Annotated in this window: 13 protein-coding genes and 2 riboswitches; of the genes, 9 read left to right on the top strand and 4 right to left on the bottom strand. The window is 43.5% G+C overall.

Features of this window, described 5'->3' with window-relative positions; genetic code table 11:
* Nucleotides 1-223: 223 nt before the first annotated feature.
* The 3 genes from kinE (at nt 224) to NSQ12_RS07630 (ending at nt 3,150) form a co-directional block, all read left to right on the top strand.
* On the top strand, nt 224-2,440 hold the full coding sequence (kinE, locus tag NSQ12_RS07620) for a PAS domain-containing sensor histidine kinase (protein ID WP_217011470.1): 2,217 nt from the start codon (nt 224-226) through the stop codon (nt 2,438-2,440).
* Nucleotides 2,437-2,934: a methylated-DNA--protein-cysteine methyltransferase gene (gene ogt, locus NSQ12_RS07625; protein WP_029726987.1), complete on the top strand. Its 498-nt coding sequence runs from the start codon at nt 2,437-2,439 to the stop codon at nt 2,932-2,934. The genes kinE and ogt overlap by 4 nt, the downstream gene beginning before the upstream one ends.
* Before the next feature lie 90 nt (nt 2,935-3,024).
* On the top strand, nt 3,025-3,150 hold the full coding sequence (locus NSQ12_RS07630) for a hypothetical protein (RefSeq protein ID WP_003232500.1): 126 nt from the start codon (nt 3,025-3,027) through the stop codon (nt 3,148-3,150).
* 33 nt (nt 3,151-3,183) lie between these two features.
* Here NSQ12_RS07630 and mtnA read toward each other — a convergent pair whose 3' ends face one another.
* The 3 genes from mtnA to NSQ12_RS07645 form a co-directional block, all read right to left on the bottom strand.
* The gene (gene mtnA, locus NSQ12_RS07635; RefSeq protein WP_046380979.1) at nt 3,184-4,245 is read right to left on the bottom strand and encodes an S-methyl-5-thioribose-1-phosphate isomerase; all 1,062 of its coding nucleotides are present in this window, start codon (nt 4,243-4,245) and stop codon (nt 3,184-3,186) included.
* A gap of 7 nt (nt 4,246-4,252) precedes the next feature.
* Nucleotides 4,253-5,446, bottom strand: a complete 1,194-nt coding sequence (mtnK, locus tag NSQ12_RS07640; RefSeq protein WP_003244973.1) for an S-methyl-5-thioribose kinase — start codon at nt 5,444-5,446, stop codon at nt 4,253-4,255.
* Between the two features lie 92 nt (nt 5,447-5,538).
* A riboswitch (SAM riboswitch) is annotated at nt 5,539-5,695 on the bottom strand.
* Nucleotides 5,696-5,778: 83 nt separating this feature from the next.
* Nucleotides 5,779-6,558, bottom strand: coding sequence for a carbon-nitrogen family hydrolase (locus NSQ12_RS07645; RefSeq protein ID WP_120028031.1), 780 nt, complete (start codon nt 6,556-6,558; stop codon nt 5,779-5,781).
* Between the two features lie 94 nt (nt 6,559-6,652).
* Between NSQ12_RS07645 and mtnE the strand changes: the two genes are divergently transcribed.
* The 5 genes from mtnE to mtnD all read left to right on the top strand — a co-directional run bounded on the left by mtnE (nt 6,653) and on the right by mtnD (nt 11,132).
* On the top strand, nt 6,653-7,849 hold the full coding sequence (gene mtnE, locus NSQ12_RS07650) for a methionine-glutamine aminotransferase (protein WP_029317713.1): 1,197 nt from the start codon (nt 6,653-6,655) through the stop codon (nt 7,847-7,849).
* Between the two features lie 38 nt (nt 7,850-7,887).
* Nucleotides 7,888-7,988: riboswitch (SAM riboswitch) on the top strand.
* Nucleotides 7,989-8,072: 84 nt separating this feature from the next.
* Nucleotides 8,073-9,290 carry a 2,3-diketo-5-methylthiopentyl-1-phosphate enolase gene (gene mtnW, locus NSQ12_RS07655; RefSeq protein ID WP_033884236.1) on the top strand — a complete coding sequence of 406 codons (1,218 nt, stop codon included), beginning with the start codon at nt 8,073-8,075 and terminating at the stop codon, nt 9,288-9,290.
* Nucleotides 9,287-9,994, top strand: coding sequence for a 2-hydroxy-3-keto-5-methylthiopentenyl-1-phosphate phosphatase (mtnX, locus tag NSQ12_RS07660; RefSeq protein ID WP_017695070.1), 708 nt, complete (start codon nt 9,287-9,289; stop codon nt 9,992-9,994). Before mtnW ends, mtnX begins: the two co-directional genes overlap by 4 nt.
* Complete coding sequence (locus NSQ12_RS07665; protein WP_076457780.1) at nt 9,952-10,581, top strand: methylthioribulose 1-phosphate dehydratase; 630 nt, start codon at nt 9,952-9,954, stop codon at nt 10,579-10,581. The genes mtnX and NSQ12_RS07665 overlap by 43 nt, the downstream gene beginning before the upstream one ends.
* Before the next feature lie 14 nt (nt 10,582-10,595).
* Nucleotides 10,596-11,132: an acireductone dioxygenase gene (gene mtnD, locus NSQ12_RS07670; RefSeq protein WP_003232483.1), complete on the top strand. Its 537-nt coding sequence runs from the start codon at nt 10,596-10,598 to the stop codon at nt 11,130-11,132.
* 40 nt (nt 11,133-11,172) lie between these two features.
* Here mtnD and NSQ12_RS07675 read toward each other — a convergent pair whose 3' ends face one another.
* Nucleotides 11,173-11,493, bottom strand: coding sequence for a YkvA family protein (locus NSQ12_RS07675; RefSeq protein ID WP_014479630.1), 321 nt, complete (start codon nt 11,491-11,493; stop codon nt 11,173-11,175).
* Nucleotides 11,494-11,695: 202 nt separating this feature from the next.
* Here NSQ12_RS07675 and spo0E point away from each other — a divergent pair, with 202 nt between their 5' ends.
* Nucleotides 11,696-11,953: an aspartyl-phosphate phosphatase Spo0E gene (gene spo0E, locus NSQ12_RS07680; protein WP_003218598.1), complete on the top strand. Its 258-nt coding sequence runs from the start codon at nt 11,696-11,698 to the stop codon at nt 11,951-11,953.
* Nucleotides 11,954-11,970: the final 17 nt, after the last annotated feature.

Genomic DNA, 11,970 nt, shown 5'->3' on the forward strand with positions numbered 1-11,970 from the left:
AGAGATTATTCCCTGCTGGTACATATTTTAAAATAAAAGATGAAAAAGGAATCTAAAAAAATGCTGATTGTTAGGTCGATGTAAAGTGATGGTAAGGATCGTAGAAAATGTCTTCGTAATGTAATGGCGCTGAAATTTTCTGAAATTTATAGGGCAAATGAAGGAAGTTCCCGCATTTTGTAGAAATATTGAAGGATAGGTTTTGAAGAAGGAGTGTACATGCATGGAAACTCTTGGTGTCCAGACAAACTCGGAGCTGCGAGAGGAACTGAATCGCCTCAAAAAAGAAAACGCGCGACTGAAAAAGGAATTGAATCAGCATCAAGTGATTGTCAACAATACGCTCGATGCTATTTTTATTTGTGATAACGAAATGCGGATTGTTCAGGCAAATGAAGCAACAGAAAGGATGCTTCAAGTTGACTCGGAAGATTTGAAAAAGCGTTCTGTTTTGGATTTTTTGTTTTCAATCCCAAAGGATGAACTGAATCTTTCCGTAAAGAAGTTTTTTAAAAAAGGCTTTCTGTGGAAGGAGGTTCCGATCAGGCTTGATTGCGGGGCAACAAAATACATAGAGTTTCTGGCCAAAAGAGGTATTGGCGAGGATTTCTTTTTTGTTGTCATGAGGGACATATCTTCTAAGAAGATTCTGGAGCGGGAATTCTCTATGAATGAACAGCTTTTTAAGGACTTGTTTGACAGAGCAGTTGACGGAATCGTCCTGTTTGATAAAGATGGCGGTTTTATTGATGCCAATTTGTCCTTTTGTAAAAGCTTTGAAATCAATCATAATGAGCTGTCTCATTTATCGTTGTATGAGTTCATAGACAGCGGCTCACGAAAAGATTTCGACAATATCTGGAAGGCGCTCAACCGCAAGGGAAAAGCGAAGGGGGAGCTGCCTGTCAAGCTTCGTTCAGGAGTTCAAAAACTATTTGAATTCACGATTACATCAAACATCATCAGCGGTTTTTATATGTCCATTATGAGGGATATCACAGAGAAGCGGTCTATGGAGCTACAGCTCTTTAAAAGTGAGGAGCGCTTCAGAGAAATCTTTGAAAATGCAATGGACGCCATCATCATCTGGTCGAATGACGGAAGAATCGTAAAAGCGAATCAATCAGCCTGTAAAATTTTTGAGCTGCCGATGAATTTGCTGTTGAAAAGAAAGCTGTGTGATTTTCTCGTTGACTCGCAGCAGAAATACAGCATAACGAAGAGGAAATACGCAAAATACGGAGAGATCAGAGAAGAGCTGCTGTTTCAAATGGGGAACGGCCAATTCAAAGAGCTTGAATTTACTTCAAAACGGACAATCCTTGAAAATCAGCATTTGACGATCTTAAGAAATGTAAGCGACAGAAAGCGGATGGAAAAGGAGCTTCGGGAAAGCGAGCTGAAATTCAGAAAAGTGTTCAACGGCTCAATGGACGGCAATGTATTGTTCGACAATCAATACAGGATCATCGACGCCAACCCGTTGGCAAGCCATATTTTGGGCCTGTCACATGAAGAGATCAAACAGCACAGCCTGTTAGACATTATTTCTGCTTATGAAATAGAAAATCTGGCATCACCGGCAAGGCAGATTAATTTTGATGAAATGGACAACGAAATTCCATTTTTGCTGAGCAGCGGTGATAACAGAAAACTCGAATTCTCATTTAAACGGAATATTATTCAAAATATGAACTTGGCTATCTTTAAAGACGTAACAGAGCGAAAAGAATTGGAGGAGCGCCTGCGCAAATCAGATACCCTTCATGTTGTCGGCGAACTTGCAGCCGGCATTGCTCATGAAATCAGAAATCCGATGACTGCTCTTAAAGGCTTCATTCAGCTTCTGAAAGGGAGTGTCGAGGGAGACTACGCCCTTTACTTCAACGTGATCACCTCAGAACTAAAGCGCATCGAATCCATCATCACCGAATTCTTGATTTTAGCTAAGCCCCAGGCCATTATGTATGAGGAAAAACATGTTACCCAAATTATGAGGGACACGATAGACCTTCTAAATGCGCAAGCCAATCTCAGCAATGTACAAATGCAACTTGATTTAATTGACGACATTCCCCCGATTTACTGTGAACCGAATCAGCTGAAACAGGTTTTTATCAATATATTAAAAAACGCCATCGAAGTGATGCCTGACGGCGGAAATATTTTTGTAACGATAAAGGCATTGGATCAAGATCATGTTCTTATCTCCTTAAAAGACGAGGGAATCGGAATGACAGAAGATAAATTAAAGCGGCTTGGTGAACCGTTTTATACGACAAAGGAACGGGGAACTGGACTTGGGCTTATGGTAAGCTATAAAATTATTGAAGAACATCAAGGCGAAATTATGGTAGAAAGTGAAGAAGGGAAGGGCACCGTTTTCCATATTACGCTTCCTGTCAGACAGAATGCTGAAGAAAGAAGGGATGATGAATGAACTACTATACGACAGCCGAAACGCCGCTCGGTGAACTTATCATTGCCGAAGAGGATGACCGGATCACTCGTCTATTTCTCAGTCAGGAAGATTGGGTGGATTGGAAAGAAACGGTTCAGAATACTGAGCACAAGGAAACATCTAATCTTGCAGAAGCGAAACAACAGCTTCAAGAATATTTCGCAGGCGAAAGGAAGACATTCTCCCTGCCGCTCAGCCAAAAGGGCACTCCTTTTCAGCAAAAAGTGTGGAAGGCGCTGGAGAGGATTCCATATGGTGAATCCCGAAGCTATGCAGATATTGCCGCTGCGGTCGGCAGTCCGAAAGCGGTGCGCGCTGTCGGACAGGCTAATAAACGTAACGACCTGCCGATTTTTGTCCCGTGCCACAGAGTGATCGGCAAAAACAGTGCGTTAACAGGATACGCCGGAAGCAAAACGGAGATCAAAGCATTTTTGCTAAACATCGAGCGAATCTCCTATAAAGAAAAATAAAACATATGGCACGTTCCCTTTTTTTCACGGCCGACATATCATTTTATTAAGTTAAAAAAGTTGGTCTGGTGAAAAAGGAGGACAAAGCAATTGAAGCCGAGCCGCTCTGAGAAACTTGCTGTTTTTGCCGAACTGTTTGTGAAACTGCATATCTTATCAAGCGCTCAAAAAGATGAAATCATCAATGTTAACAAAAAGAAACAAAAAAACCGCTGACTCGGCTCCAAATGAGCAAAGTCCAGCGGTTTTTTAATGCACCTTTTCTCCTCTAAACAGCTGTTCAATCTCTTCTTCATAGTTTCCGGTCATAATCCCTTTTTCTGTGATGATTCCTGAAATGAGATCATGAGGTGTAATGTCGAAAGCGGGATTAAAGACAGGCACATTGGATGGAGCGGTCCGAACTCCGGAAATCTGCCTGACTTCCTCGGGATCTCGTTCCTCTATCGGGATATCAGCGCCGCATTTGACCTTTGTATCAAATGTAGATAAAGGTGCGGCGACAAAAAACGGAATATCAAAGGCGTTTGCTAAAATAGCAAGACCGTATGTGCCGATTTTATTTGCCGTATCACCGTTCTTTGCAATTCGGTCGGCTCCGACGATAACAGCGGAAATTTGTTTTTCCTTCATCGTATGGGCAGCCATGCTGTCTGTGATCAGAGTGACATCAATGCCCCCCTGCATCAGCTCCCAAGCAGTAAGGCGTGAACCTTGCAGGACAGGCCTTGTTTCACAGGCATAAATGTGTAATCCCAAATCTTTTTGTTTGGCCAAGTAAAACGGAGCTAGCGCCGTTCCATAGCGGCTTGTCGCGATTGAGCCGGCATTGCAGATTGTCATGATCCTGTCGCCTTTTTTGAAAAGCTGCAGGGCGTTTTGGCCGATCAACCGGCACGTTTCCTCATCCTCAACCTGAATCTGAATGGCTTCATGGACAAGGTTTGTTTTTGCTTCATTTACGGAAATCGCGTTTGCGACCGAATGACTCAGTCTCTCAAGCGCCCATGACAAATTAATGGCGGTAGGCCGTGAGCTGTTTAAATATTGTTTGATGTCTTCCAGTCTGCGGCGGAATTCCGTGACATTATCTGTTTCAATGTTTTTGGCAGCAAGCGCCAGTCCGAAGGCAGCCGTAATGCCGATCGCCGGAGCGCCCCTTACTTTGAGCGTGACAATCGCATCAAATACATCCTCTTTCGTCGTCAGCTCCAAATATTCCGTCTCATCAGGAAGCTTTTGCTGATTTAAAATGGTAATAGCTGTTTCTTTCCATTCAACAGAACGTGGAACAGCAAATGAATGGGTCATGAATGGATCATTCCTTTACAAGTAACTTAAATAATTCAATAACATCTGTTATCGTTTTGAATTCCGAACGTTTTTCGATAAAGGCTGTGCCGGTTTCGAGCGCCAGGCGTTTTCTGCCAATTCGTTTATCAAACGGCACGATCGTATCCAGGTCAGCTACGTGGGCAAGGCCGATCGTGCGTCGTATCAGCTCACAGCCCGCAAATCCGATTGCTTCTTCAAAAATATGGCTGAGCGTATCAGTGAGGTAACCGTCGATGTTGGCGTAAACATCCAGACTGTCCTTCTGCCAGGCTTCACTAAACGTCTCTTCAAACGTTTCCCAGACCTGGTTGACATGTTCATATAACGGCTCTCTGTCAGCCCCGTCACGGCTGAGTGCGTTCAAAAATAAGTTGGCGATAAATTGCCCTACATCAAAGCCGATCGGTCCGTAAAAAGCAAACTCAGGATCAATCACCTTTGTTTCGTGCTCACTTGCGAAAATGCTTCCTGTATGCAAATCACCATGAATCAACGTTTCTGCAGACGTTAAAAATGACTTTTTCAGCTTAGCGGCTTCGATTTTAACGCTGTCATTATTCCAAAGCTTTTCGACAAAAGGACGAAGCTCTTCTTCAAAATCATTTGTGTCATGGTCGAAGAAAGGATCTGTAAAAACAAGTCTTTCCGTAATGTCGCATAGCTCTGGATTTGTAAACTGTTTAACAAGCTGTTTTTTCACCTTAGGTTCAAGCGCGTAATCTGATGAGTAGAAAAGTGTTTTTCCTAAAAATTCACCGATGTGCTGCGACAGATGAGGATAGTTTTCACCCTCAATGAGTCCTTTTCTTGCGATCTTGAGGTGAGAGAGATCCTCCATGACGGTAACGGCCATTTCCGTATCAGAATAAAACACTCTTGGAACCAGGTGAGGCACATGCTCGCCCTGACGGATGAGAGCGCTGCTTTCGATTCTTGCACGGTCGATTGTCAGCGGCCAGCTTTCTCCCACCACTTTTGCATACGGAACCGCCTGTTTAATGATCAATGCTCTGTCATGTTCTTGATCATAAATATGAAAAACGTAATTTAAGTTGCCGTCTCCGATCTCCTGGCATGTCAGCGTGCTTTTGCTTGGAAAAAGGCCAAGCTTCACCGCCAACGCCACAGCGGAGCTTTCATTTAACGTTTCGTATAAAGGTGTTTTTGTGACTCCCATCATCATAACCTCCAATTATGTAATCACTTAATATGTGGCCGTAAAAAAGCCTCCTTCTCAGAGAGAAGGAGGCTTAACATCTATGTCCGCCTCTCTTATCTCTCAGATCAGATCTGAATGGAATTAGCACCGTGCCTTAAGAGACCAGCGTCTCGGCGCGAAAAAGATGCGCCCCATTTCACAATGGAATTACGGTCGGTTGCTGTTGGGGTCAAAAGGCCAAATCCCTCGCCCAACTCTCGATAAGAGAATATATTCACTTGTTTGACAATTCTAATTTATCAGTTGATGAACATGGTAACAGGTAATTTAGTTAGTTGTCAATATATTTTTTAATATAAATCTTTTCTGATATCATCGAAAACAGGAATGCTCTCCCGAACTTCTGCGCTTTCTTGAAGGTCGATTTCCGCTCGGACTATGCCTTCTTCCCGTCCGCCTTCAGCAAGTACACGCCCCCATGGATCAATAATTAGGCTATGTCCTGCAAATTCATTATCCGGATTTGAACCGGTACAATTGCAGGCTGCGACAAAGCATTGGTTTTCAATGGCCCGCGCAATAAGCAGGCTTTTCCAATGATCAAGGCGGGGAAGAGGCCATTCCGCAGAAATAAACAGCACGTTGGCGCCTTTTGTCGTATGTTTTCTGATCCATTCCGGAAAACGGATATCGTAACAGATCAATCCTGAGCTTTTGACGCCGTCAAGCTCAAAGTATCCGTCTTCGGAACCGGCTGATAAATACAGATGCTCATCCATCAGCTGAAAAAGATGGGCTTTTCTGTACTCTTTAATGATTTGCCCTTCCTTATCCGCGATGTACATTGTATTATAAACATCAGAATTCTTCCTGACAGCGACCGATCCGGCGACAATATGAACACCATGTTTTTTTGCCGTTTTCTTCAGCCAGTTCTGAGCGGAGCGGCCGTCTTCATCAGCGAGTTCATCAAGATTGGCCAGGTCATATCCGGTCGTCCATAATTCAGGCAGAACAAGAACATCAGCATGTTTGCTTTCTTTTTCGATGAAAAATTCAGCCTTTTTTATATTTTCCGAAGGTTTTCCGTATGAAATATCAAATTGAAGACAAGATATCGTCCATTTCATCTTTTTAACACCCCAAATTTTTCTTTACTTTTTTCATTTAACCATATATGATGATGGACTATCATTTCAAGATTTTTTTAGAAGGTGAGAATAGATGAAATTTGAACAGTCTCTTGTATTGAAGGAATTGCCTAAACAATTCTTCGCTTCTTTGGTGCAGAAAGTGAACCAAAAGCTCGCAGAAGGACATGACGTTATCAATCTAGGACAGGGAAATCCAGATCAGCCGACTCCTGAACATATTGTTGAGGAGATGAAACGAGCTGTTGCTGATCCTGAGAATCATAAATATTCGTCTTTTCGCGGCTCATACCGTCTGAAGTCAGCGGCTGCTGCATTTTACAAAAGAGAATACGGCATTGATCTGGATCCGGAAACCGAAGTCGCTGTATTATTCGGCGGAAAAGCCGGTCTAGTCGAGCTCCCGCAATGCTTGTTGAATCCCGGTGATACGATTTTAGTTCCCGATCCGGGTTATCCTGATTACTGGTCGGGTGTCACACTTGCAAAAGCAAAGATGGAAATGATGCCGCTCGTAAAGGACAGGGCGTTTCTCCCTGATTACAGCAGCATAACCGCTGAAGTAAGGGAACAGGCGAAATTGATGTATTTAAATTATCCGAATAATCCGACTGGAGCTGTTGCTACTTCCGAGTTCTTTGAAGACACCGTGCGTTTTGCGGCTGAAAACGGAATCTGCGTCGTTCACGATTTTGCTTACGGCGCTGTAGGATTTGACGGCTGCAAGCCTTTAAGCTTTTTGCAGACTGAAGGTGCGAAGGATAACGGAATTGAAATTTACACGCTGTCAAAAACGTATAATATGGCAGGATGGCGGGTTGGCTTTGCCGTCGGAAACGCTTCGGTCATTGAAGCGATCAATCTTTATCAAGACCATATGTTTGTCAGTCTTTTCAGAGCGACTCAAGAGGCTGCAGCAGAGGCACTGTTAGCCGATCAGACGTGTGTGGCAGAGCAAAATGCCAGATATGAGAGCAGGAGAAACGCTTGGATCACGGCATGCCGGGAAATCGGCTGGGATGTAACAGCTCCCGCAGGTTCTTTTTTTGCATGGCTACCTGTGTCTGAAGGCTATACTTCTGAGCAGTTCTCAGATCTTTTGCTGGAAAAAGCGAATGTGGCGGTTGCGGCTGGAAACGGCTTCGGTAAATATGGCGAGGGCTACGTCAGAGTCGGACTTTTAACAAGTGAAGAAAGACTTAAGGAAGCCGCTTATCGAATTGGCAAACTGAACCTGTTTACCCAAAAAAGCATTGACAAGACCTTATAACGATGGGATAATTCAAAATAATTTATAAAATCTATATTTTCTTATCAAGAGCAGGCAGAGGGACGAGCCCGATGAAGCCCGGCAACCGACTTATAAAGCACGGTGCTAATTCTTGCAGCTAGCGGCTGAGAGATAAGATTCGGACGAGAAACGAAACCTCTTTAGACGCGATTGCAGTTTGAAGAGGTTTTTTGATATGGATGAAAATGAAAGGAGCTCTGGCATGAGTGAGTTATTAGCGACATATCTCCTGACCGAACCGGGAGCCGATACAGAGAAGAAAGCAGAACAAATCGCAACAGGATTGACAGTAGGCTCCTGGACTGATCTGCCCCTTGTAAAACAGGAGCAAATGCAAAAGCATAAGGGGCGGGTGATAAAAGTTGAGGAGAGAGAGGGAACTCCTGCATCAGAAAAACAAGCGGTCATCACAATTGCCTATCCTGAAATCAATTTCTCTCAGGATATTCCGGCTTTGCTGACAACAGTGTTTGGCAAGCTGTCCCTGGACGGAAAAATCAAATTGATCGATCTTCACTTCTCTGAAGCATTTAAGCGTGCACTGCCGGGACCAAAGTTTGGCGTATACGGCATCCGGAAGCTGCTGGGAGAGTTTGAGAGACCGCTGTTAATGAGCATATTTAAAGGCGTAATCGGAAGGGACCTGAGTGATATTAAAGAACAGCTCCGGCAGCAGGCGCTTGGCGGAGTTGACTTGATTAAAGACGATGAAATTTTCTTTGAGACAGGTCTAGCGCCTTTTGAAACAAGAATTGCAGAAGGAAAGCAAATATTGAAAGAAACGTATGAGCAAACCGGACATAAAACGCTGTATGCGGTGAATTTGACTGGACGTACGGCTGATCTGAAAGACAAAGCGAGACGCGCCGCCGAGCTGGGAGCGGATGCGCTTTTGTTTAATGTCTTTGCTTACGGCTTGGACGTTATGCAAGGCCTAGCAGAAGATCCTGAAATCCCAGTTCCGATTATGGCGCATCCAGCAGTGAGCGGAGCGTTTACGTCTTCTCCGTTTTACGGTTTTTCTCACGCTCTTTTACTCGGAAAATTAAATCGATATTGCGGTGCTGACTTCAGCCTCTTTCCGTCTCCATATGGTTCGGTTGCGCTTCCAAGAGCAGACGCACTGGCGATCCATGAAGAATGTGTGAGAGAGGATGCTTTTAACCAAACATTTGCGGTTCCGTCAGCAGGCATTCATCCCGGCATGGTTCCGCTATTAATGCGTGATTTCGGCATAGACCACATTATTAACGCCGGAGGAGGCGTACATGGACATCCGAACGGTGCCCAAGGCGGGGGGCGAGCGTTCAGAGCCATTATTGATGCGGTCCTAGAGGCCCAGCCGATTGATGAAAAAGCCGAACAATGCAAGGATCTTAAGCTTGCGCTAGATAAATGGGGAAAGGTTGAAGCCGTATGACGACTCGAAAACCTTTTGTTATTTGTGATTTTGACGGAACAATCACGATGAACGACAACATTATAAATATCATGAAAACATTTGCTCCCCCAGAGTGGGTGGCATTAAAAGACGGCGTACTTTCCAAAACGCTATCGATCAAGGAAGGTGTCGGGCGGATGTTCGGCCTTCTGCCCAGCCGTTTAAAAGAAGAGATTACAAGTTTTGTATTGGAAGATGCAAAAATCAGGGAAGGCTTTCGGGAATTTGTAGCATTTATCAATGAGCACGAGATTCCGTTTTATGTCATAAGCGGTGGAATGGACTTCTTTGTATATCCTTTGCTTGAAGGCATTGTGGAGAAAGACCGCATTTATTGCAACCATGCTTCATTTGACAATGACTATATCCATATTGACTGGCCTCATTCCTGCAAGGGCACATGCAGCAATCAATGCGGGTGCTGTAAGCCGTCGGTCATCCATGAACTTTCTGAACCGAACCAATATATCATCATGATCGGTGATTCGGTTACAGATGTGGAGGCAGCAAAGCTGTCTGACCTATGCTTTGCAAGGGATTATTTATTAAACGAATGCCGGGAGCAGAACCTCAATCATCTTCCGTATCAAGATTTTTATGAGATCAGAAAGGAAATTGAGAATGTAAAGGAGGTACAGGAATGGCTGCAAAACAAGAACGCTGGCGAGAGCTCGCTGAAGTAAAACGGGAATTGGCAGAGAGAGATTGGTTTCCAGCGACTAGCGGCAATTTGTCAATTAAGGTTACAGATGAGCCTTTAACATTTCTCGTCACTGCAAGCGGAAAAGATAAACGCAAAGAGACGGTTGAAGATTTTCTGCTGGTCAATCAAAACGGAGAGCCTGCTGAAAGCGGGCATTCTCTGAAACCGTCAGCAGAAACGCTTTTGCATACACATTTGTACAATAAAACCAATGCCGGATGCTGCCTGCATGTCCATACGGTAAACAATAATGTGATTTCAGAGTTATACGGAGACCAAAAGAAAATCACATTCAAAGGCCAGGAAATTATAAAAGCACTCGGCTTGTGGGAAGAGAACGCAGAAGTGACCGTTCCGATTATAGAAAATCCGGCACATATCCCAACGCTTGCGGCACTGTTTGCGGAAGAGATTTCAGAAGATTCAGGAGCTGTTCTGATCCGAAATCATGGTATTACGGTTTGGGGGAAAACAGCATTTGAGGCAAAAAGAGTGCTTGAAGCGTATGAATTTTTGTTCAGCTACCATTTGAAATTGAAAACACTCCAGCATCAGCTGGTTAAATAAAAGGAGGAATTGAAATGGCTACAATTCGAATTCATGATGAGGCAAATACAACGATTGAAAATCAAGAGGAAGTGGCAAGCTTTCTGGACAGTCAAGAGGTTATTTATGAGCAATGGGATATCACGAAGCTTCCGGAACATCTCTCAGAGAAATATGACCTGACAGAAGAAGAAAAACAGCAAATTCTTGATACCTTCGAAACTGAAATTAAAGATATCTCAACCCGCCGCGGCTATAAAGCACAGGATGTTATTTCATTGTCAGACAGCAATCCGAAACTTGATGAACTGCTTGAAAACTTTAAAAGAGAGCATCACCATACAGACGATGAGGTTCGTTTTATTGTAAGCGGACACGGTATTTTTGTCATTCAAGGCAAGGACGGCACGTTTTTTGATGTCCGTTTAAACCCTGGTGATTTAATCTCCGTGCCTGAGAATATCCGCCATTACTTCACGCTTCAGGAGGACCGCAAAGTTGTCGCGGTGAGAATTTTTGTCACAACTGAAGGCTGGGTTCCTATTTATGAAAAAGACAGCGTGAATCAATAAGCATGAGATAGCCCCGTTCATCGAACGGGGCTTTTTATATTTATTGCAAACGCCACTTTTCATACTGTGACAGTTCTTTTTTAATCAGTGTCCAAATCAAACCTAAAACAGCTGCATCGTCAATGAACCCAAGACCGAGGATTACGTCTGGAATGATATCGAGCGGCATGACGATATACAGAATTGCGGCAGTTAACAGCAAAAGTGTTTTAACCTGTGACCGAGGATAGTCGCCATTTCGCCAATCGCGAAGCATCTGAAAAAAAATAGTGATGTGCTGAATACATTTTTTTCGGTTTTTCCTCTTCAAAATTGCTTTTCCGCCTGCCGCTCCGAGCATAATTGCTTTCTTTTTCTTCATTGGGCATTCCTCCTGCCTGGCGGCGTGTTTAAGATATTCTTCACCTGGGTATTGTTCTTCTAATCCTATCAATATATCTATTATACCTGAAAAATTAACTTATTTAATGAAAATATGTTTACAAATAAAGTATAATCTGTAATAATGCACAATAACCCAATCAAACTTGTTTCCTATTTCTTAGCGGCGAGGGGTGAAGTGAATGGGCGGTTCTTCTGAACAAGAAAGATTGTTGGTGTCTATTGATGAAAAAAGAAAGTTAATGATAGATGCCGCTAGAAAGCAGGGATTTACAGGGCATGACACGATCAGGCACAGTCAGGAGCTGGATTGTTTAATAAATGAATATCACCAGCTTATGCAAGAAAACGAACATTCCCAAGGGATTCAAGGCCTTGTAAAGAAATTAGGCTTGTGGCCCCGCAGAGATGTTATGCCAGCATATGATGCAAATAAATAGCGGCCTATCAGATGCAT

The organism is Bacillus sp. PS95, assembly GCF_037963565.1.
Classification (GTDB): Bacteria; Bacillota; Bacilli; order Bacillales; family Bacillaceae; genus Bacillus; species Bacillus subtilis.

What these genes read in the sequence shown, in the direction of transcription:
- kinE (WP_217011470.1), top strand. Translation starts at nt 224, where the DNA reads ATGGAAACTCTTGGTGTCCAGACAAACTCGGAGCTGCGAGAGGAACTG.
- ogt (WP_029726987.1), top strand. Translation starts at nt 2,437, where the DNA reads ATGAACTACTATACGACAGCCGAAACGCCGCTCGGTGAACTTATCATT.
- mtnA (WP_046380979.1), bottom strand. Translation starts at nt 4,245, where the DNA reads ATGACCCATTCATTTGCTGTTCCACGTTCTGTTGAATGGAAAGAAACA.
- mtnK (WP_003244973.1), bottom strand. Translation starts at nt 5,446, where the DNA reads ATGGGAGTCACAAAAACACCTTTATACGAAACGTTAAATGAAAGCTCC.
- NSQ12_RS07645 (WP_120028031.1), bottom strand. Translation starts at nt 6,558, where the DNA reads ATGAAATGGACGATATCTTGTCTTCAATTTGATATTTCATACGGAAAA.
- mtnE (WP_029317713.1), top strand. Translation starts at nt 6,653, where the DNA reads ATGAAATTTGAACAGTCTCTTGTATTGAAGGAATTGCCTAAACAATTC.
- mtnW (WP_033884236.1), top strand. Translation starts at nt 8,073, where the DNA reads ATGAGTGAGTTATTAGCGACATATCTCCTGACCGAACCGGGAGCCGAT.
- mtnX (WP_017695070.1), top strand. Translation starts at nt 9,287, where the DNA reads ATGACGACTCGAAAACCTTTTGTTATTTGTGATTTTGACGGAACAATC.
- NSQ12_RS07665 (WP_076457780.1), top strand. Translation starts at nt 9,952, where the DNA reads ATGGCTGCAAAACAAGAACGCTGGCGAGAGCTCGCTGAAGTAAAACGG.
- mtnD (WP_003232483.1), top strand. Translation starts at nt 10,596, where the DNA reads ATGGCTACAATTCGAATTCATGATGAGGCAAATACAACGATTGAAAAT.
- NSQ12_RS07675 (WP_014479630.1), bottom strand. Translation starts at nt 11,493, where the DNA reads ATGAAGAAAAAGAAAGCAATTATGCTCGGAGCGGCAGGCGGAAAAGCA.
- spo0E (WP_003218598.1), top strand. Translation starts at nt 11,696, where the DNA reads ATGGGCGGTTCTTCTGAACAAGAAAGATTGTTGGTGTCTATTGATGAA.